This is a genomic window from Flavobacterium davisii, assembly GCF_042182265.1.
Taxonomy (GTDB): Bacteria; Bacteroidota; Bacteroidia; order Flavobacteriales; family Flavobacteriaceae; genus Flavobacterium; species Flavobacterium davisii.
This window is the reverse complement of sequence record NZ_CP097869.1, coordinates 1-21134: the sequence shown is the minus strand read 5'-3', so window position 1 is coordinate 21134 and position 21134 is coordinate 1. Positions and strand designations below refer to the sequence as shown.

The window sequence follows — 21134 nt, the reverse complement described above, 5'->3', positions numbered from 1 at the left end:
TAGACAATCTGAACATTTCGTAAATTTGAACAACAAAAATGATAACCTTATATTTATAGTATTAGATATGGAATTGTATAAAGAATACCTTAAAGAAATTGAAGAACGAAAAGGTCAAGGATTACATCCAAAACCTATTGATAGTGCGGAATTATTAAACGAAATTGTAGCACAGATAAAAGATATGAAAAATCAGGATAGAGAAGATTCTCTAGGTTTTTTTATATACAATACTTTACCTGGAACAACTCCAGCTGCAAGAGTAAAAGCTGATTTCTTAAAAGAAATAATTTTAGGAGAAGAATTAGTGCCAGAAATAACACCCACTTTTGCATTTGAATTACTGTCACACATGAAAGGAGGTCCTTCCATAGCCGTATTATTGGATTTGGCATTAGGAAATGATACCGAAATTGCTAAACAAGCTGCAGAAGTATTAAAAACACAAGTATTTTTATACGATGCAGACATGGATCGTTTGAAAATAGCTTTTGAAAAAGGAAATACAGTAGCTGTAGATATATTAGAAAGTTATGCTAAAGCGGAATTCTTTACAAAATTACCAGAAGTAGCCCAAGAAATAAAAGTAGTTACTTTCGTAGCAGGAATGGGTGATATCTCAACGGATTTACTCTCTCCAGGTAACCAAGCGCATTCACGTTCTGATAGAGAATTACACGGTAAATGTATGATTTCTCCTAAAGCACAAGAGGAAATAGAAGCCTTGAAAATGCAGCATCCAGATAAAAGTGTAATGTTAGTGGCAGAAAAAGGAACTATGGGAGTAGGATCTTCTCGTATGTCAGGTGTAAACAATGTAGCATTATGGACAGGTAAACAAGCAAGCCCTTATGTACCATTTGTGAACTTTGCCCCAATCGTAGGTGGGACTAACGGAATTTCTCCTATTTTTTTAACTACAGTTGATGTAACAGGAGGTATTGGTGTTGATCTTAAAAATTGGATCAAAAAAACAAATGAAAACGGTGAATTAGTTCGTGATGAAAACGGAGAACCTGTATTAGAGCAAGTCTATTCTGTTGAAACAGGAACCGTTTTAACAATTAATACAAAAACAAAAAAATTATACGACGGAGACCAAGAATTAATTGATTTATCAAAATCATTTACTCCGCAAAAAATGGAATTTATCAAAGCAGGAGGCTCTTATGCCATCGTTTTTGGTAAAAAATTACAAACTTTTGCTGCTAAAACATTAGGAATAACAGCACCCGTAGTTTTTGCTCCTTCAAAAGAAGTTTCTATAGAAGGGCAAGGATTAACAGCTGTAGAAAAAATATTTAATAGAAATGCAGTAGGTAACACACCAGGAAAAATATTACACGCAGGGTCAGATGTTCGTGTAACAGTTAATATAGTAGGATCGCAAGATACTACAGGCTTAATGACTGCTCAAGAACTAGAATCAATGGCTGCAACTGTAATTTCTCCTATTGTTGATGGAGCTTATCAATCAGGTTGTCATACCGCTTCAGTTTGGGATAAAAAAGCACAAACAAACATTCCTAAATTGATGAAATTTATGAATGACTTTGGTTTAATTACAGCACGCGACCCTAAAGGCCTATATCATGCAATGACCGATGTTATTCATAAGGTATTAAATGATATAACAGTAGATGATAGAGCCATTATTATAGGAGGAGATTCACACACACGTATGTCTAAAGGGGTAGCGTTTGGAGCAGATTCTGGCACAGTAGCTTTAGCTTTAGCTACAGGAGAAGCCTCTATGCCAATTCCTGAATCAGTAAAAGTAACTTTTAAAGGAAATATGGCTAATTATATGGATTTTCGTGATGTAGTTCATGCAACACAAGCCCAAATGTTACACCAATTTGGAGGAGAAAATGTTTTCCAAGGTAGAATTATTGAAGTACATATAGGAACTTTAACAGCAGATCAAGCCTTTACATTTACAGATTGGACAGCAGAAATGAAAGCGAAGGCATCTATCTGTATCTCTGAAGATCAAACCTTAATAGAATCATTAGAAATTGCTAAGTCTAGAATCCAAATCATGATTGATAAAGGAATGGATAACAAAAATAAAGTACTACAAGGTTTAATTGATAAAGCAAATCAACGTATTGAAGAAATTCGCTCAGGAAAAGAACCTGCATTAAAACCAGATGCTAATGCTAAATATTACGCTGAAGTAGAGGTTGATTTAGACGTAGTAAATGAACCAATGATTGCTGATCCAGATGTAAACAATAAAGATGTGTCAAAACGTTATACACACGACACTATTCGTCCTTTGTCTTTCTATGGCGGAACCAAAACAGTTGACTTAGGATTTATAGGTTCTTGTATGGTACATAAAGGCGATATGAAAATATTAGCTCAAATGTTAAAAAATGTAGAAGCACAAAAAGGAGAAGTAAAATTTAATGCACCATTAGTAGTAGCACCACCAACATATAATATCGTAGACGAATTAAAAGCAGAAGGCGATTGGGAGGTATTACAAAAATACTCAGGTTTTGAATTTGATGATAACAACCCTAAATCAGTAGCGCGTACAGAATATGAAAATATGTTATATTTAGAGCGTCCAGGTTGTAATCTATGTATGGGGAATCAAGAAAAAGCATCGAAAGGTGATACCGTAATGGCAACATCTACTCGTTTATTCCAAGGAAGAGTAGTAGAAGATACCGATGCCAAAAAAGGAGAATCTTTACTTTCTTCTACACCAGTAGTGGTATTATCTACAATCTTAGGAAGAACCCCAACAATTGAAGAATATAAACAAGCAGTTCAAGGAATCAATTTGACCAATTTTGCTCCTTCTCATAAACTATTAGTAAAATAATCTATTCTTAGAATTAATCAAAAGGCTGTCTGTAATTTTTTTTAGACAGCCTTTTCTTTTCTTCTTAAACCCAGATTCAACATTAGACTTCGTTTTGAAACAAAATTTTTAAATAAATTCAAGTACTCACGGAAAATTTTAGAAGAAAAAAGAAGGAAACTATTTTGATGATTAAAATTGAAATACGCGTTTGAATCGGAAAAAAATAAAATGAATTTGCTTTGCTAATTCACCTCGAATCTAATGCGGAATTTGGGGTAAATTCAAAGGCACTTTATTTATAATAAATTTTAAAATGTAATTCAGTTTTAATTATGAAAAACCAAGCAAAAAAAGTTGTAATATTTTTGAAAATAGAAGAATAACAATAAAAAGTTATTAGAATTTAGTAATTAAAATTAATTTTATAAGCAATAAACCTAATAAAAAAAGAAATATGATACTAGCCATAGATGTATATTATATAAATGAAATAGCTAAAAGTGTAGGAGTTCTTTTTGATTGGAAAGATATGCACCCCCAAGAAGTTATTATTGATATAAAAGAAGGCGTTGCAGAGTACGTGCCAGGAGAATTTTACAAACGAGAATTACCATGTATTGAAGCATTGTTAAAAAAAATACCATTAGAAAAAATAAAAATCATTATAATAGACGGTCATATTTATGTAGATGATTCCCTAAAATACGGCTTAGGAGGTTACGTGTGGGAATTGTTAGAAAAGAAAATTCCCATTATAGGAGTAGCTAAAAACGCGTTTCATAGTAACACTTCTACAGTAGTACCCCTATATAGAGGAGAAAGTAAAAAACCCTTATATGTTTCCGCTATTGGGATGGAAATAACAGAAGCTGTTGCTCATTTACAAAATATGCAAGGTGATTTTCGTATTCCATCTATTTTGAAAGAATTAGATACTATTACGAAAAATCAAAATTAGAAAAAAAGATCTTTGATATTTATATAGAAAAAACATCCTTACATAAGAAAAAATAAAATAAATGGATATAGCTAACAAATATTCTTAAGAGTATGACAATCTATTACAAACAGCATTTTCTATTTGAATATACAGAAGAAAACCTTTGATTAAGATAATTATTTGCTACACATAATCAAAAGCTAGGTTAAAAATAAAGCACAGGTATGATCAGTAAAATAATGAGAAAATAAAATTTTATAGGAAAATGTTGAATAGAAAAGACAAACGGGAATAATATACTATTTAAAAGTTCTTTTTCATTTATTGTTTTAGTGAAAATTAGATTTATTTATGAAGGTACTATTATTGAAAATTGTAATGAACGTCGTTCATTAAATCTAATATTTATGTTATTTCTCCTATTGTATAAATACCAAGATTGCCAACTTCTAAGACAATCTAATTAAGGGCAAAAAAGGCTCTTTTTTAGGTTCAAAATCCTTCTTTATTTGTAATAAATTTCTACCGCATAATTGGAGCTTAAGAAATGATTACCTGATTTAAACCCAGATTCCGCATTAGACTTCGTTGTGAAACAAAATTTTTTAATAAATTCAAGTGCTCACGGAAAATTTTAGAAGAAGAAATAGTGAACTATTTTGATGATTAAAATTTGAGTACGTGCTTGAATTGGAAGAAAAATAAAGTGGAATAGATTTACTTCGTCTATTCGCTACGCTCGGGTCTAATGCGTAATTCTATCTAACTTAATTTAAGGAATTGATAAAGAAGTAGTTTCGATTCCGTATTTTTTAATCATTTTTTTAATTTGTATCGTTTTTTTATTCTTCATTTCTTGAATATATTGGTCTGTATTTATTGGTATATAATGTTGTTTTTTGACTATCATATTCCAAATTATAACTGCTATTTTTCTTGCTGTTGCTGTAATTGCAGCACCTCTTCCTTTTTTAAAAGAAATCCTTTTAAAGAACATAACGAGGTAACCTTCTTTTTTTCTTTCAATTGTATTTGCCGCATTTCTTAATGTCAATGCAAATTTATTTTTCCCTTTTGGAGTTCTGCTACTCAAAACCTTACCTCCACTAATTTTATTATTTGGAGCTAACCTGAGCCAATTCACAAATTGCTTGGAGGTCTTGAATTTATATATATCGGTGCCTATTTCGGCTAAAAAACTAGTAACGGTTCCTGAGCAAACTGATTCTATAGCAAAGAGATCTACTCCAAAAAGTTTTAAACTATATTTCTGTACATCAAATTTGGGTTGGTTTTTCCCTTTATTCTGTTTCTTTACCAATTCGATATCTTCTGATAAAACAATTTCTCTGGTTTGATTTTTCAGCACTTGATCAATACGAGTATCGGTGTTTTTTATTTTATCTTGAATAAGTCTGTAAATATCATAACAATCGGAAAGCTCATGTAGGTATTCATTGTTTATTTTACCTTGCAAAGCGTCGGCTATTTCTTCTTTGCTTTTTTTAACTCGTTTGTCGCAATATTCAGCTAATTTTTCACCTGAAGTTTCACCTGATAGTATCATCTCAATTACTCTTATTCCAGAAACTCCTGTGATGTCACTTATCACAACGTCGAGTCTGAAGTTCATTAAACGTAATGCTTTTTGCATTTTGTTTACAAAGCCTGAACTTTGTTCAATCAAACTAGAACGATGTCTATGAAGTGTTCTTATCTGCAAAGTGGTTTCAGAGGGCAAAAAAGAACCTCGTAATAGCCCTAAAGAATGAAGTTTCTGTATCCATTGTGCATCTTTCACATCTGTCTTTGCTTTGAGGTTTTTTGTTTGAGTCCCTTGAACCAAAAGAACTTCAAAACCATTTCCCTGCAAGATCATAAACAAAGATTGCCAATAACTCCCTGTGGACTCCAAAGCAACACTACGAATCTTGTTCTCTTGAAGATAAGCTACCAAAGCGCATAATCCTGATTGATAAACATTAAATTCTCTAATTTGATTTTCATCCTGTCCTATGGCTACAAAATGAGAACGTGACCCAACATCAATTCCTGCAGCATTGGGATTTACAATTTGCATTTTTTCGAAACTTTTCATAAAATATCTTTTTATTAAAATGCGAGGAAATGTAATATCTTTGCTTAAATTATTCTATACGAGATAACATGGTGTTTCATCATTGATTGTCTCAAAGGGCTTCCAAATGGAAGCCTTTTTACATTTCAGCCAAAATCTGGGAGGGGATAAATTCACCATTTTATACATAGGCTTCGCTCGCAAGTGCAAGTTAGCTCTCATTTGTCAAAGAACAATACTTTCTTGAAATCTGGGTTAAAATAAAATATAGGGTCGCTGGGTTTAATATTTTGAAAATAAGCATGCTTTTTATTTGTAAACCAAAAGACTCTATAAATAAAGTAGTAAAAAGAATAAAATAAATTTTTTAAACAACATTCTGTTAAAAGGGAAGAGGTCTTTCAAAGAGGAAATCCGTGTTGTTGGTTTTTAAAAAAGTGTTAAATTTTAGAGGAAGAGCCACTTTTATTGTGTAACTTGCGAAACGAATAAAAAAGGGTAAGACCTTCTATACATTTAAATTTAAATAATGAATTTTCAAAAAAAAATTATATATACTTTTTTATGTCTATCAGTTAGTGTTTTCGGGCAAGAAAAAATCAAACACAAAGTGGTAAGTGGTGAGTCAGTTTATAGTATTGCACAAAAATACAATGTAAAACAAAGTGCAATTATAGAACTAAATCCCAAAGCAAAAAAAACATTACAACTAAATATGCTTTTAGAAATCCCTATTTCTAGAGTTAAGGACAAAGACTCCCAAGTTGAAATAGTAGAACATGAAGTGTTAACCAAAGAAACGTTATACAGTCTTTCAAAAAAGTACAAAACAACTATAGAAAAAATAAAGGAAATTAATCCTAGCATAGAATCGCAAGGCTTAAAAATAGGAGAACATATAAAAATACCAACAGAAAAAGAAAATTGGGCAAATTTAACAGAAGAAAAGCCTAAAAAAAATAAAAAAAGGAAGAAGGAAGAAACCACGATGATGCAAGAACAAGCGGCTGCACCTTCTGAATTAAATAATAATAGGATAGAAGTCATACATGAAGTACAAGTAAAAGAAACAAAATACGGTATTTCAAAAAAATATGGAATGACTATTACCGAATTAGAAACCTTAAATCCTCATATAAAAAATAGTCTAGCAATAGGAGATAAATTGCTCATAAAAACAAAATCAATACCTGAAAATGTTGCGATATCTGTAGAACCAAAATCTCAAAATGCAATAAAAGATGCAGTAACAACTAAAGAAAAAGAAATTCAAAAAGGAGAAAAAGAAGTAGAAGTAGCCAAACAAGTAGAAAAAATAATGCCTACTTCACCTAAAAAAGGGCAAATCAAAATTGTAGAAATTAAGCCTCAAATAGAAGAAGAAAATACAGATGAGTTAATTATTGAATCAGAAGCTGTACAACCAGAAATGCCAATTACAGTAGTAGCTCCTTTATCAGAAGAAAACATGTCCAAAGCAGAGTTTTTAATAACTAAAGCATCCGAAAATATAGGGGCGCGTTATCGTAGTGGTTCTACAGGTAATGGAGGGTTTGATTGTTCTGGTTTAATGTTTGCTACATTTAAAAATATAGAAATGACTTTACCTCGCTCATCAAGAGAAATGGCTCAAAGAGCAGGAGTACGTATTGATAGAGATCAAGCACAAAAAGGCGATTTAATCTTTTTTGCTACACGGGGTAGAGGAGTAGGCCATGTAGGAATGGTTACAGACGTTATAGAAGATGAAATTAAATTCATTCATTCGTCAACGAGTCAAGGAGTTATTATATCATCTACTAAAGAACCTTATTACGCTAAGAGATTTGTACAAATTAATCGCGTTTTATTAGATGAATAAGAAAGAAAAATAAAACTTTCAGAATCTACAAATTAATTTCAAAAATATTTTATTATGCTACTTTCATAAAGATAGCACGGTATTTCTTATTATATTATAAAACCATTTTTGAGTCGTATTTTCTTATAAAATCCTTATCATTCAAATCAAATTTATTGATAGAACCATCTAATATTTTTTATTGAAATAGATAAGGAATTATAAAGTTTAAAATTAAATTAGTTAATCATAATTTTTTAAATAAATAAAATGAACTACATGAGAATAATTGTACTATTTTTTATAAGCCTTAATTGTTTAAATGCTCTAAATGCTCAAAATTTAAAGATTGATAATACGCTAACCAAATTAGAAAAATTCGTTAAAAAACACAAAGTAAAATCGGTTAAAAAGGAATCGTTAGTTTTCCTAACAGATGCTCTTTCATTGAGCAAAGATATTTATTTAGAAAATAACGACAATAGTACCCCTAAATTTACAAATTGGATAGGAGAAAATCGTAAAGTAGCAGGTGATAATCCTTCTACAAATTATTATTCAGCATTTATTACAAGTAAAAATAATTATGTAATAAAAGGAAATTTAGGAAAAGCAATTTATATAGGTGTACAAGTATACAAGAAAGAAGAAGGGTATAATTTACTAGCAGAAAGTATTTCCTCAGAAGCAATGGAAATTAATGCTAACGGTGATTACGAAATTAATCTATCCCCAGAGAATATCCAAGGGCAAAAAAATTGGCTAAAAATAAATGATGAAGACTATATAATAATCCTAAGAGAATATTATGCTGATTATACCAAAAGGCTGAAAGATACAAAAATGCCCCCTGTTATAGAAAGACAGCCATCTAATTCATCTAAAGAAATAGTAAATAAAAATACGAACATTAATACGAATAAATCATTTGCTGAATTTTTTACAGGTTTAGTTGAAAATTCAATAGATTTAACAAATTCATTAAGTATAGCTCCTAACAAATCCAAACAAGAAGTAAGATTAAATCCTAAAAATTCTAACGCATTATTTCCTTCAAAAGATATTTTCTATGAAGGTGTTTATGTAAAACTAAAGGAGGATGAAGCACTAGAAATTACAGTTGAAAAACAACCCCTAGCAGATTACTTCTCTTGGACGTTTTATTCCCCTCTTTATACTACTCCAGATTATAACTTATATAAAGTACAATTAGTAAAAGAAGAACTCTTACCAGATTCCAATAATAATTACAAATTTTATGTTACAAGAAAAAAGTTAAATATTGTTAATTCTATTCAAATGGGACAATATGATACAGGTATATTAAGTTTTAGATTTTTAAAAAACAAAAAAGACTATAAAATAGATAGTTTAGATTATGAAATTAAATTAATCAAATTAAAAGACATCAAATGAAAAGATTAAAATTTATTGATTTAGCCAAAGCACTAGCAGCAGTATTTATGGTTTGTGTGCATGTTCTTAATACACATACTTTATCAGCAATAGAAAAAGATACCTATTTCGGAAAAATAATTACCCTATTAGGCGAATCTCCAGCAGCTCCCGTTTTTATGTTTAGTATGGGGCTTTCTTTTTCCTATTCGAGAAATTTTGATTTTATGTCAAGATTAAAAAGAAGTGGGTCTATTTTTTTGAAAGGATATAAACTTAATTTTTTTAGATTATTAATCCCAGCTATTTTTTTTGGAATTGTTTCTCTATTCGTAAAAACAGAAACGGTTGAGGGGATTTCAAAAGAAGGAGACATGGTTCAAACCATATTAAATAACTTTTTAGTTATTGATATACTACAATTTGCAGGATTATCCTATTTAATTATGACTTTATTAAGTAGATATAAAGTACCTGTAAAATATATAGCAATTCTAATACTGCTTATAGGAAGTTGTTCAACTTATCTATGGGGTATTCAGACAGGTAACCTGTTTATAGATAGAATATTCGATTTATTTTGGGGCGATAAAGGCGATGCTGTATCATTCCCTCTATTTCCATGGTTAGTTTATCCTTTAACAGGATATGTAATGGGACACTATTTCTTGTACAAAGAAGATAAAGAAGTTTTAATAAAAAGTTTTTATTTGGGAGTTGTTCTTTTTATAACGGGAGGAATAATGAGCTATATAAACCCAAAATATCATTTAGGCGATTATTGGCATACCAGAATAGGTGGAATCCTATTATATATCGGATTTGTGCTTATATGGATGAAAGTTTGTGATATTTTAATTCAATATGTTTCTGAAAAAAAATATCAACCTATAGCTTTTTTAAGTAAAAATTTGACTAATTTTTATGCTGTCCAATGGATTGTAATAGTAGGATTAATCCCTTTTTTAGGACAAAAAGAATGTAATTTATATCAGTCTATTTTGCTTATGATTGTAGTTTTTCTTGCTTCCTATTGGATAACTATGATAATGGAAAGAAAGAAAATAAATTTTTAATGCGTAATCAAGGTTAAAACCTACAAAAAAGGCATTTATACTTCATTCTAAAAATGTTGTATAAATGCCATAATTTTATTTGAAAAAATAATTATAGAATATTTTTAAGCCAAATAGATTTTTCAATTACATATTGAAATTTCAAAACGTCAGGTTGATTGTCATAAAATACAGAAAATTCCTTGTTCTTTATACCGCCAATTTTTTCAATTGCTTTTTGAGAACGGATGTTGAGTGCGCCAACCGTAAAATACACTTTATCTAAATATTCAAAAGCATAATCTAGCATTAATTTCTTTATTTGAGAATTATATAGAGATCCCCAATAATCTCTACTCAAAAAAGTATAGCCTATTAATATACTTTTATCCTCTAGGTCAAGATCATAATATCGTGAGCTACCTATTATTATATTTTGTTTTTTATCAATAATCTTAAAAGCTCCCTTTGAATCAATAGCTTCTTCGAAAAATATTTTGAACGAGTCTATTTGGTAACGATCTTTTTTAGGGTGTTGTTCCCAAATTAGAGGATCTGATGCTACATGATATAATGCGCCAAGGTCTTCTTCTTCTAGAGGAACTAATAAAATATTTTCATTTTCTAATTGTGGTTGCAAATTCATTATTAATTGTCTTTTTTAGGATGCAAAAGTTTAAAAGCATTAAATACAGCAGGGTGTGTTACTGTTGCATGATCTTCTTCTGGTAAATAATCAAAAACAACTTTTACTGTTTTCGATTTACCATATTTTATTTTATCAAAAAGTAAATTAGCATCTACTTCCATTACGTGATTATCAAATATAGGACTCAGTCCCTCTTTGCCAACTCCTATATAAATTGATTTGTTTTGTTGGAAACTTTCGTTTAATATATCAGGATTTAATTTTAAAAGAGCTCCATCATTCCACCATAAACTAGGACTAATAATAATATATTTATCAAATAAATGAGGCTTTTTAAATAAGATTTCAGTGGCTAAAAGACCTCCCAATGATTGTCCAATAATGGTTTTTTCATTAGATATTTTATAGTTTTTATTTAGGTAAGGTTGTAACTCATTTTCTATAAAAGCTATAAATTTATCAGAACCGCCTGAAGTAGGATAACGATCTCGTATGATTTGTTGATTAGGAGTTGATGTAAAATCTCTTTTTCGATCTTTATTAGCAATCCCTACTACAATAGACTTAGGAATTCTCTCAATCCAAGGAAATGTAAAGTATTGTACTAGACCTGTTATGTGAATAAAATCTTCTTCGGCACTCCCATCCAAAACATAAATTACAGGATAATGCTCTTGGTCGTTATAACCTTGTGGTAGGTAAATGTTAAGCGTTCTTTTTTCATTTAAAATAGTAGACGTAATTTCATCAACGATGCCTAAATTAAATGATTTAGTGGTTTTCGTTAAATTGTTTTGTTGAGCTAGAGCCATTAAGGCGTAGAAAAAAAAGCTCAGGAAAAAAAATTTTTTCATTTTCTATTTTTTGATTGATTAGATTTTCAAATTTAAAAAAAAATAAAATCATAATAATCAGCCAAATGGCATTAAAAAAGCCGTTTCTTTGGAAACGGCTTATATGTACTTTGGTTTGTTTGTTTATCTATTAATAGTAAGTGTAACGTCTTACTTTAGCAATATATTTTGCTAAACGGATTACTTGGTGACTATAGCCATACTCGTTGTCATACCATACATACATTACTACGTTTTTACCATCAGATGAAACAATAGTAGCGTTACTATCAAAAATAGAAGGAGCAGATGTACCTACAATATCAGAAGAAACAAGTTCATTGTTTAACTCATATTTTATTTGTTCTACTAACTTACCTTCTAATGCGTATTTTTTCATAATACCGTTTAACTCTTCACGGTTTGTAGTTTTTTCTACTTCAAGGTTTAGTACAACCAATGATCCATTTGGAACTGGTACACGAATTGCGTTTGAAGTTAATTTTCCAGCTAAACTAGGTAATGCTTTTGCAACAGCGCTTCCAGCGCCTGTTTCTGTAATTACCATGTTTAGTGCAGCAGAACGACCACGACGGTATTTTTTGTGCATGTTGTCTACTAAGTTTTGGTCGTTAGTGTAAGCGTGGATTGTTTCTATATGTCCCTTTACAACTCCTAATGTTTCCTCAATAGCAGCTAATACAGGCGTAATAGCGTTAGTTGTACAAGAAGCTGCTGACCAAATTTTAACGTCATCTGGGTTGTATGCTTCATGGTTTACTCCATGTACTATATTAGGAACGCCTTTTCCTGGAGCTGTTAATAGTACTTTTTCAACGCCTATTGATGTTAAATGACGACTTAAAGCTTCCTCCGTTGTAAAGGCACCTGTGTTATCAATTACTAAGGCATCTTGAATACCATACTTTGTATAATCTATTTCTTCTGGAGAATTAGCGGTAATGATGTGTACTGGAGCGCCATTAATGATTAGAGTACCATTTTCAGCATCTGCTTCTACAGAACCTTGAAAATCACCATGTACAGAATCATAACGTAATAAAGAAGCACGTTTTTCTAGTAAAACAGCATCGTTCTTGTCACGAGTTACAATGGCACGTAAACGCAATTGTTGTCCTTTTCCAATTTTTGAAGAAAGTTCGCGTGCTAATAAACGACCAATACGTCCAAATCCATAAAGGACAACATCTTTGGGTTTAATTTCGTCAGAAGCTTTAGCCTCTTTTAACTTGTCTACCACAAAGCTTGTAGCATCATTGTACTTATTGTCTTCTAAGTGAAACTCGTAAGTTAATTTGCCAATATCCAAACGTGAAGGAGGTAAATCTAATGCGTGAATAGCTCTTAAGATTTCTACTGAGTCAAAAATATTAATGGGTTTTTGAACGAACTCTCCCGCATAATCATGTAAATTCATGATTTCGCTTACATTACGATCCAATAATTGGTTTCTAAATAAAACCATTTCGATTGATTTGTCATACCATAAATCGCTCACGATTTTGATAAATTCAACCGCTGCTTTTCTTCTGTCAGCCTGAAATGCTAACTCTTTTTCATAAGTTGTATTGCTCATTTCTTTTTATAAAAATTAGACCATGCAAAAGTATTTATTTAAAATCTTTTGCTAAACTTTTTTTTGAATTTTTTTAATAAAAAAACCAACGTTTTAACGCTGGTTTTCAATAGTTAATAGAAAAGTATATTTACAAAAGGAAACGTAACAGTTCTCCTGTATTGGTTAACATTTCAATCTGAGTTTTTTGAGATTCACTCTTTTTAGCGATTACTCGTGTAACGGTTTCTATATCAGTAGCCTTAACGTTATCTACTTTTAATATAATTCCTCCTTTAAGCTGTTCCGCATAATCCCCTAATTCTTCATTTGAAACTTCCTTTATCTTTACGCCATAACTTAAGCGAAAACGTTTTTTATCGTTGGCATCTAAATCTTCTAGTTCTAAACCTTTTAGGTCATAATTTATGAGTTCCTTTTTGATTAATTTTACTATGCTGGTCATTAGTTTTCCCTCTCTTATAAAACCTACTTTGACTTCTTCATTAGGACGTTTTGTATTGATATAGGCTGTTAAATCAGCAAAAGAGTTAATAGTTTTGTTATCTAACTGCTTAATTACATCACCTGATTTGATACCTGCTTTTTCAGCACCCGTTCCTTTTGAAACTTTAGCTACATATACCCCTGCTGTTTCTTTAGTCCCTATTTCTTTAGCTCCTATAGCATTAAGTTCTCTTCCCTCAATACCCAAAACAGCTCTTTGTACATTGCCATATTCCATTAAATCCTCTACGATTTTACGAGCTAAGTTTGAAGGTACAGCAAAAGAATATCCAGTATAACTTCCAGTAGGAGATGAAATCATAGTGTTGATGCCAACCAGTTCGCCTCTCGTATTTACTAATGCGCCTCCACTATTGCCAGGATTTACAGCCGCATCGGTTTGAATAAAGGATTGGATACCTTGGTTACTTAAGTCACGGGCTTTAGCAGATACAATACCAGCCGTAACCGTAGACGTTAGGTTATAAGGATTACCAACAGCTAAAACCCATTCGCCCACTTTTATCTGTTCTGAATTGCCAAAAGTAGCAGCAGGTAAATCGCTCTCTGCTTCGATTTTTAGCAAAGCAATATCCATTTTACTATCGGTACCAACTAATTTTGCTTTGTATGTTTTATTGTTGTTTAAGGTCACTTCTAGTTCTGTTGCATTTTGAATTACGTGGTTGTTTGTTATAATGTATCCGTCTTTACTAATGATTACACCAGAACCTGTGCCAACCTGAGTTTGTTGTTGTCCACCTTTGTGTCCATAAAAAAACTCCATAAAAGGATCCGAGGGTAAATTATAAACCGTTTTGTTCTTTACGTGTACAACGGTATGTACAGCTCTTTCGGCGGCTGATGTAAAATCTATATTTTCAGCCCCCATGCTTACCGCACGTGTATAATCAGGAGCAATAGATAAGGAAGAACTCATAGAATTGTTTTCAAAAAACAACTTGTAGCCTCCTAATGTAGTTGCTCCACTTAGTACTGAAATTAAAAATAAACTACTTAATTTTTTCATGACATCTTCTTTATTCTTGTTTTTATTTAAATGTAAAAATATAATTTTCTTATTCTGATTTTTTAGCTTTAACGCCTGTTTAACAATCTTTAACTTCCTATTAATATTTTGTATCTTTGGTAGCTTTATAAAGGATTCTGATATTTGTTATGTTAAGAGTAATCCGCTGATTTTTATATAATCTATGTCTGTTATAAATTAATATTAATACATGAAACTTACATTTTATAAATACCAAGGAACAGGAAATGATTTCGTTATCTTGGATAATCGTGATTTAATTTTTCCCAAAAATAATACCAAACTTATTAAATTTATTTGTGATAGACGTTTTGGAGTAGGAGCTGACGGATTAATGTTGTTAGAAAATGACAATTCGACAGATTTTAAAATGGTTTATTATAATGCAGATGGAAATGAAAGTTCAATGTGTGGTAATGGTGGTAGATGTCTTGTTGCATTTGCTCGAAAAATGGAGATAATTCAAGAAACCACCACTTTTATTGCAGTAGATGGGATACATCATGCAAAAATTACAAATGAAAATCTTGTTTCACTTCAAATGATAGATGTACAATCAATACAAGTACAATCTGGGTATGTTTTTTTAAATACGGGTTCTCCACATCATGTACAAGAAGTACAAGAATTAAAAGAATTAGATGTTAAAAAGGAAGGGGCAAAAATTCGTTATAGCGACTTGTATGGAAAGGAAGGGAGTAATGTTAATTTTGTAATTCAAAAAGGAGAAAATGATTTTGCTATTAGGACGTATGAACGAGGAGTAGAAGATGAAACCCTGTCTTGCGGTACAGGAGCAACGGCGGTAGCATTAGCAATGTTTCATTTAGGTAAAGCGACTTCAAATAGAATAGGAATTGAAGTTCAAGGAGGGCAATTACAAATCACATTTGAAAAAGATATAAATAAATATAAAAATATACATTTGATTGGTCCAGCCCAATTCGTTTTTAAAGGAGAAATTGATTTTGATGAAGAGTAACTTAAATACATTGGCTTGTTTGTATTGCTAAATACTATTATAGTAGTTAAATTGTATAGGATTTTGTAATTGAAAAGAAAGTTTTATGAATACATTAAAAGGGGAAAATATTTTTTTACGAGCACTCGAACCAGAAGATCTATCATTTATTTATAAAATAGAAAATACTGAATCCATTTGGGAAGTTAGTAACACACAAACTCCATATTCTCGTTTTTTGATTAAACAATATCTAGAAAATGCCCATCAAGACATTTATCAAGCAAAACAATTACGTATGGCAATATGTAAGTTAGGAACATATAAACCTGTTGGTTTAATAGATTTGTTTGATTACGATCCTAAAAATCATAGAGCAGGAATAGGCGTAGTAATAGAAAATATAGAGAATAGAAATAAAAGGGTAGGTAGTGAAGCACTAGAGCTCTTAATTAAATATTCATTTTTTCATTTACAATTGCATCAATTGTATGCAAATATTGGTTGTTCTAATGAAGCTAGTTTAAAGCTTTTTACTAATTTTGGATTCCAAAAAATAGGAGTTAAAAAAGATTGGGTTTTTCAAAACGGAAGCTATCATGACGAACTCCTTTTTCAGTTAATCAATCCAAATTATTAAAATCGAATTATTTTGAACAAAAAAGTATTTTTAGGAGTAGGACTAATAGGACTCGTGTTAGCCGTTTTTGTTTACATTAAAGCTTTTACAAGCAATACACAGTTTTCAGAAAAAGAAAAGTATGTTTTTATACCAACAGGGGCTACGTATGGAGACGTGGTTAAGATTCTTGCAAAAGAAGTAGAAGATATAGAAAATTTTAAATTAGTAGCAGAAAAACGTTCTTATGATCAAAATGTTTTTCCAGGTCGTTTTTTACTAAAAAAAGGAATGGGAAGCTTTCAGATTGTAACAGCTTTACGCCATAATATGCCATTAAATCTATCTTTCAATAATCAAGAAGTTGTTGAAAAATTAGTTTCACGTGTAGCAGATCAAATTGAAGCAGATAGTTTAAGTCTTATGAAAGCCATACAAGATTCCATTTTTTTGAAAAAAAATAACTTAACACCTGATAATGTATTAGGTATTTTTATACCCAATACTTATGAAATAAAATGGAATATTGGGGCTGAAAAATTTAGAGACAAGATGTTGGAAGAGTATCATAATTTTTGGAATTCAGAACGTATAGCAAAAGCAAAAAAAATAGGACTTACTCCAGAACAAGTAATGGCATTAGCCTCTATAGTGCATAAAGAATCAGTAAAAGAAGATGAGCGACCAAGAGTAGCAGGTGTTTATTTAAATAGATTGAAATTAGAAATGCCTCTACAAGCCGATCCAACCATTATTTTCGCTATTAAGAAAAATTCAAACGATTTTGATCAAGTAATCAAGAGAGTAAAAGGAGATATGTTATTTGTAAATTCACCGTATAATACCTATAAAAATATTGGATTACCTCCAGGTCCCATTGCTATGCCAGATATCTCAGCAGTTGATGCTGTTTTGTCGCCAGAAAGCCATGATTATATATATTTTTGTGCCAGTGTAGATCGTAAAGGATACCATGATTTTGCTGTTACTTATGAAGAGCATCAAGCAAATGCAAAAAAATATGCAGAATGGGTAAATAAATTAGGTTTATAACCCCTGTATCTATTTATAATAAGTATGAAATTGCGAATATTGGGTGTAAAAATTCTCTTTGAGTCAGAGTCATAAATTTAGGTTTTAGTTTGTTGTTTTTGAAGGACTCTTTTTTTATGAAACATCTCTTTATAATGGAATAGATAAAAAAAGAAAATTTTCACCTTTATTAAGAATAAAAATAAAGACCAATGAAAAAATGATTATTTTTTGTTTTTCTTTCTTTAAGCTTAATATTCAAAAAGTTAGTGATAAAAAATTGCATATTTTGTTTTTAATTGTAACTTTGTCAAGTTAATTTTTTGGCGATGATAGTATAGTAATATTATTTTATTATGATGCTTAGTTGAAAAGAAAAATTTTTATATGACAAAAAAACAAATATTCTGTTTTGGATTATTTGCCTCAATCGTTCTTTTAAGTTCGGGTTTTAGGCCCTTTAAAGTAGAAATGTATCCTTGGTTGCATACTTTTGAAAAAAGAGAATTATCTACAGTATCAATGGAAGTAGAAGTAGGTCAGCGATTTTTTGATGTACCTTTTACAGGTAAAACGTTTGTCGGTTTTACTCAAAGTGTAGGAGCAAGAGAATCACAAGGAATATACAATATTGTAAATTCGTTAGGTTATCTAGGAAAATATCAATTTGGTTCAGAAACATTAGCTGCCCTAGGTATAAAAGATCAAGCCTATTTTTTGAGTAGTAAGGAATTGCAAGAAAAAGCCTTTTTAGCTAATTTAGCTAGAAATAAGTGGGAGTTGCGTCGAGAAATAACTAATTATTCAGGCTCAAAAATTAAAGGTATTATGATTACCGAGTCAGGAATTTTAGCAGCAGCTCATTTAGGTGGTGTAGGTTCCGTAAAAAGATTTTTACGAACGAATGGAGGGCGTAAATTTAGAGATGGTTATGGAACTTCCGTAACAGAATATCTTAAAGAATTTGCAGGCTACGATACCAGTTGCGTAGAGCCCAATAAAAATGCAAAAGCTCAACATTATAATTTAAATTAATAATGTTTGTGGATAATAAAGATAGAAGGTCGGTTGTGTAAATCGACCTTTTGTTTTTTCCATTCCTTTATAGTGAGTGTTTTGATATATTCAGTAGGTAATGTGATATCGCAAGCAATACATAAATTTGTATTAGGTTGTAAAATTTGAATCAAATCTTCCAAAAGTTTGTTATTTCTGTAAGGTGTTTCTATAAAAAGTTGCGATTGTTTTTTTTCAAAAGATAGTTTTTCAAATGCTTTTAAAGCTTGTTTTTTCTCTCCTTTATCTATGGGTAAATAACCATTAAATGCAAAACTTTGTCCATTCATACCTGATGCCATCAATGCCAATAAGATAGAGCTGGGGCCAACTAAAGGAATTACCTGTATCCCTCTTTCGTGTGCAAGTTTTACAATGACAGCACCAGGATCTGCTACACCTGGACATCCTGCTTCGCTCATTAATCCAATGTTTTGACCGTTCAATAAGGGTTGGATAAAGGTTATATAATCGGATTCTTGTGTGTGTTTGTTGAGAGTGTTTATAATAAGATCTGGTTGTTTTTTTTCTGGCTGTATTGCTTTTATAAAGCGACGAGCTGTTTTTTCATTCTCAACAATGTAATGATTTATGAAATCAATACTTCTCTTAACGGTATGAGGTAAAACATCTTCTGGATTTATGTCTCCTAAAGTTGTTGGAATTAGATATAATTTCCCAAGAAAAGTTGCTGGTTTCATAGATTTTATATTCTTTTGTTGAAAATGTATTTTAATTATGGACAAAGATAGAATAAAAGAAATAGGTAGGAGTATTGCGATAGGTTTTTTAATCCTGTTATTTGTTTTTGTAATGGTGTTTAAGGGCTTTTAGAGGCTCTTTTTTTGTAGCTTGTCGGCAATGCTCTTACAAGCTAGGTCTAGCATATTAAAGACGTTTTTGAAACCTTCTTCTCCACCGTAGTATGGGTCAGGAACATCTACTTTTTCGCCAGGAAATATTTCTTCCAAAATTAAACGTACTTTACTTCTATGGTTTTCTGTTGTGGCTTGATTGATAATATCTTTATAGTTTTGATTATCCATTGTGAAAATGTAGTCAAAAGTATCAAAATCAGTCTTTTGGAATTTTCGGGCTTTTTGTTGGCTGATGTCAATTCCTTTTTCTTGAGCAATATGTATAGAGCGTCTATCAGGTTTTTCCCCAGCGTGCCATCCGCCAGTTCCGGCAGAATCTATGAGGTAGCTATTAGGTAATTTGGATTTTAATATTCCTTCAGCTAAAGGGGAACGGCAAATATTCCCCAAACAGACCATCAAGATTTTTTTAGACATTATAACGAAAGTTTTTTATTGATATCATCTACAAACTTTTTAAATTGTTTGTCTGTTGTGAGTAGGTTGTCAACTGTCTTACAAGCGTGTAGTACAGTAGCGTGGTCGCGATCTCCAATTTGTGAACCAATATTTGCTAAAGATGCTTTCGTGTATTTTTTGGCAAAAAACATAGCTAATTGACGAGCCTGTACTACATGACGTTTACGAGTTGTAGATTGTAGTGTGGCAACGTCTAACTGGAAATAATCGGATACAACTTTCTGAATGAAATCAATAGATATTTCCCTTTTTACGTTTTTAACAAATTTTTCAACTACTAGTTTTGCTAAATCAATAGTTACTTCTTTTTTGTTGAAAGAAGATTGTGCAATTAGAGAAATAATAGCTCCTTCTAATTCTCGTACATTTGATTTTATGTTTCGAGCTACATATTCTATTATATCCTCAGGCATTTCAACACCATCGCGGAATAAAATACTTTTTACAATCGCTACTCGAGTTTCGTAATCAGGTTGGTTTAACTCGGCTGATAATCCCCATTTGAAACGGGATAATAAGCGCTGTTCGATATCTTGCATATCAACAGGAGCTTTGTCAGAGGTTAAAATTACCTGCTTTCCATTCTGATGAAGGTAGTTGAAGATGTGGAAAAAAACGTCTTGTGTACCCGCTTTACCAGATAAGAATTGTACATCATCAATAATTAAAACATCAATTAGTTGATAGAAGTGGATAAAATCATTACGGGTATTTTTTTTGACAGAGTCAATATACTGTTGTGTAAATATTTCGGCTGAAATGTATAAAACAGTTTTCTCAGGATGTTTTTCCTTTATTTCTACACCTATAGCATGCGCAAGGTGAGTTTTGCCTAATCCCACACCGCCAAAAATTAGTAAAGGGTTAAATGAGGTGCCTCCTGGTTTATTTGCTACAGCCATGCCAGCACTTCTGGCAAGACGATTGGAGTCTCCCTCAAGGAAGTTGTCAAAACTATAATTAGAATTTAATTGTGAATCAATTTTAATATTGCGTATTCCAGGAATGATAAAAGGGTTTTTTAACTCTGGATTTTTTTGTTGTACAGGTACGTCAATTTCCTGTGTTTTTACAGGAGCCTTGTCAGCACTTGGAATTTGTTGTGTAAATGGAAGTTTATTCCCATAAGGGTTTTCCATTTTAATTTTATATAGTAACTTCGCACTCTTTCCTAGTTCTTTTTGTAATGCTACCTTGAGTAACTTAACGTAATGTTCCTCAAGCCATTCGTAAAAGAATTTGGAAGGAACTTGAATGTACAATGCGCTATCAGTAAGCTCTACCGCTTTGATAGGCTCAAACCAAGTTTTATAAGCTTGCTCTTGGATGTTATCTTTTATAAATGAAAGACAATTAGCCCATACTGATTCCGCAGTTTTGTTCAT

The 21134-nt window shown here is 31.2% G+C and carries 17 protein-coding genes; 9 read left to right on the top strand and 8 right to left on the bottom strand.

The window, feature by feature from the left end; all coding sequences use genetic code 11:
- Nucleotides 1–67: 67 nt before the first annotated feature.
- Nucleotides 68–2839, top strand: a complete 2772-nt coding sequence (locus NAB20_RS00085; protein WP_375605792.1) for a bifunctional aconitate hydratase 2/2-methylisocitrate dehydratase — start codon at nucleotides 68–70, stop codon at nucleotides 2837–2839.
- A gap of 436 nt (nucleotides 2840–3275) precedes the next feature.
- Nucleotides 3276–3779: an endonuclease V gene (locus tag NAB20_RS00080; RefSeq protein WP_375605300.1), complete on the top strand. Its 504-nt coding sequence runs from the start codon at nucleotides 3276–3278 to the stop codon at nucleotides 3777–3779.
- A gap of 754 nt (nucleotides 3780–4533) precedes the next feature.
- Here NAB20_RS00080 and NAB20_RS00075 read toward each other — a convergent pair.
- Nucleotides 4534–5859, bottom strand: a complete 1326-nt coding sequence (locus tag NAB20_RS00075) for an IS110 family transposase (RefSeq protein WP_127823139.1) — start codon at nucleotides 5857–5859, stop codon at nucleotides 4534–4536.
- Between the two features lie 508 nt (nucleotides 5860–6367).
- Between NAB20_RS00075 and NAB20_RS00070 the strand changes: the two genes are divergently transcribed.
- The 3 genes from NAB20_RS00070 to NAB20_RS00060 all read left to right on the top strand — a co-directional run bounded on the left by NAB20_RS00070 (nucleotide 6368) and on the right by NAB20_RS00060 (nucleotide 10149).
- Entirely contained in the window at nucleotides 6368–7699 is a 1332-nt protein-coding gene (locus NAB20_RS00070; protein WP_127823751.1) for a peptidoglycan endopeptidase, read from the top strand.
- A gap of 258 nt (nucleotides 7700–7957) precedes the next feature.
- Entirely contained in the window at nucleotides 7958–9094 is a 1137-nt protein-coding gene (locus NAB20_RS00065; RefSeq protein WP_375605299.1) for a hypothetical protein, read from the top strand.
- Nucleotides 9091–10149 carry an acyltransferase gene (locus tag NAB20_RS00060; RefSeq protein WP_105195811.1) on the top strand — a complete coding sequence of 353 codons (1059 nt, stop codon included), beginning with the start codon at nucleotides 9091–9093 and terminating at the stop codon, nucleotides 10147–10149. Before NAB20_RS00065 ends, NAB20_RS00060 begins: the two co-directional genes overlap by 4 nt.
- Nucleotides 10150–10240: 91 nt before the next feature.
- On the opposite strand, the gene NAB20_RS00055 is transcribed toward NAB20_RS00060, so the two are convergent.
- From NAB20_RS00055 to NAB20_RS00040, 4 genes are all read right to left on the bottom strand, one after another.
- Nucleotides 10241–10774 (bottom strand): GNAT family N-acetyltransferase, encoded by a 534-nt coding sequence (locus NAB20_RS00055; protein ID WP_375605298.1) that lies wholly within the window; start codon nucleotides 10772–10774, stop codon nucleotides 10241–10243.
- Between the two features lie 2 nt (nucleotides 10775–10776).
- Nucleotides 10777–11631 (bottom strand): alpha/beta hydrolase, encoded by an 855-nt coding sequence (locus NAB20_RS00050; RefSeq protein WP_127823748.1) that lies wholly within the window; start codon nucleotides 11629–11631, stop codon nucleotides 10777–10779.
- A gap of 130 nt (nucleotides 11632–11761) precedes the next feature.
- On the bottom strand, nucleotides 11762–13207 hold the full coding sequence (locus NAB20_RS00045) for a glyceraldehyde-3-phosphate dehydrogenase (protein WP_105195814.1): 1446 nt from the start codon (nucleotides 13205–13207) through the stop codon (nucleotides 11762–11764).
- Between the two features lie 130 nt (nucleotides 13208–13337).
- Complete coding sequence (locus NAB20_RS00040; protein WP_105195815.1) at nucleotides 13338–14723, bottom strand: S1C family serine protease; 1386 nt, start codon at nucleotides 14721–14723, stop codon at nucleotides 13338–13340.
- A gap of 211 nt (nucleotides 14724–14934) precedes the next feature.
- Between NAB20_RS00040 and dapF the strand changes: the two genes are divergently transcribed.
- From dapF to NAB20_RS00020, 4 genes are all read left to right on the top strand, one after another.
- Nucleotides 14935–15726 (top strand): diaminopimelate epimerase, encoded by a 792-nt coding sequence (gene dapF / locus NAB20_RS00035; RefSeq protein WP_127823747.1) that lies wholly within the window; start codon nucleotides 14935–14937, stop codon nucleotides 15724–15726.
- Nucleotides 15727–15811: 85 nt separating this feature from the next.
- Nucleotides 15812–16345, top strand: coding sequence for a GNAT family N-acetyltransferase (locus NAB20_RS00030; protein ID WP_375605297.1), 534 nt, complete (start codon nucleotides 15812–15814; stop codon nucleotides 16343–16345).
- A 12-nt stretch (nucleotides 16346–16357) separates the two neighbouring features.
- Nucleotides 16358–17377: an endolytic transglycosylase MltG gene (gene mltG / locus NAB20_RS00025; protein ID WP_105195817.1), complete on the top strand. Its 1020-nt coding sequence runs from the start codon at nucleotides 16358–16360 to the stop codon at nucleotides 17375–17377.
- A 366-nt stretch (nucleotides 17378–17743) separates the two neighbouring features.
- Nucleotides 17744–18391: a peptidoglycan-binding protein LysM gene (locus NAB20_RS00020; RefSeq protein ID WP_088392145.1), complete on the top strand. Its 648-nt coding sequence runs from the start codon at nucleotides 17744–17746 to the stop codon at nucleotides 18389–18391.
- Here the strand turns inward: NAB20_RS00020 and NAB20_RS00015 are convergent.
- The 3 genes from NAB20_RS00015 to dnaA form a co-directional block, all read right to left on the bottom strand.
- Entirely contained in the window at nucleotides 18388–19113 is a 726-nt protein-coding gene (locus tag NAB20_RS00015; protein WP_105195818.1) for an SAM-dependent methyltransferase, read from the bottom strand. The genes NAB20_RS00020 and NAB20_RS00015 overlap by 4 nt on opposite strands.
- Nucleotides 19114–19242: 129 nt before the next feature.
- Nucleotides 19243–19707 (bottom strand): low molecular weight protein-tyrosine-phosphatase, encoded by a 465-nt coding sequence (locus NAB20_RS00010; protein WP_088392141.1) that lies wholly within the window; start codon nucleotides 19705–19707, stop codon nucleotides 19243–19245.
- Nucleotides 19707–21134 carry a chromosomal replication initiator protein DnaA gene (gene dnaA, locus NAB20_RS00005; protein WP_164849150.1) on the bottom strand — a complete coding sequence of 476 codons (1428 nt, stop codon included), beginning with the start codon at nucleotides 21132–21134 and terminating at the stop codon, nucleotides 19707–19709. The genes NAB20_RS00010 and dnaA overlap by 1 nt, the downstream gene beginning before the upstream one ends.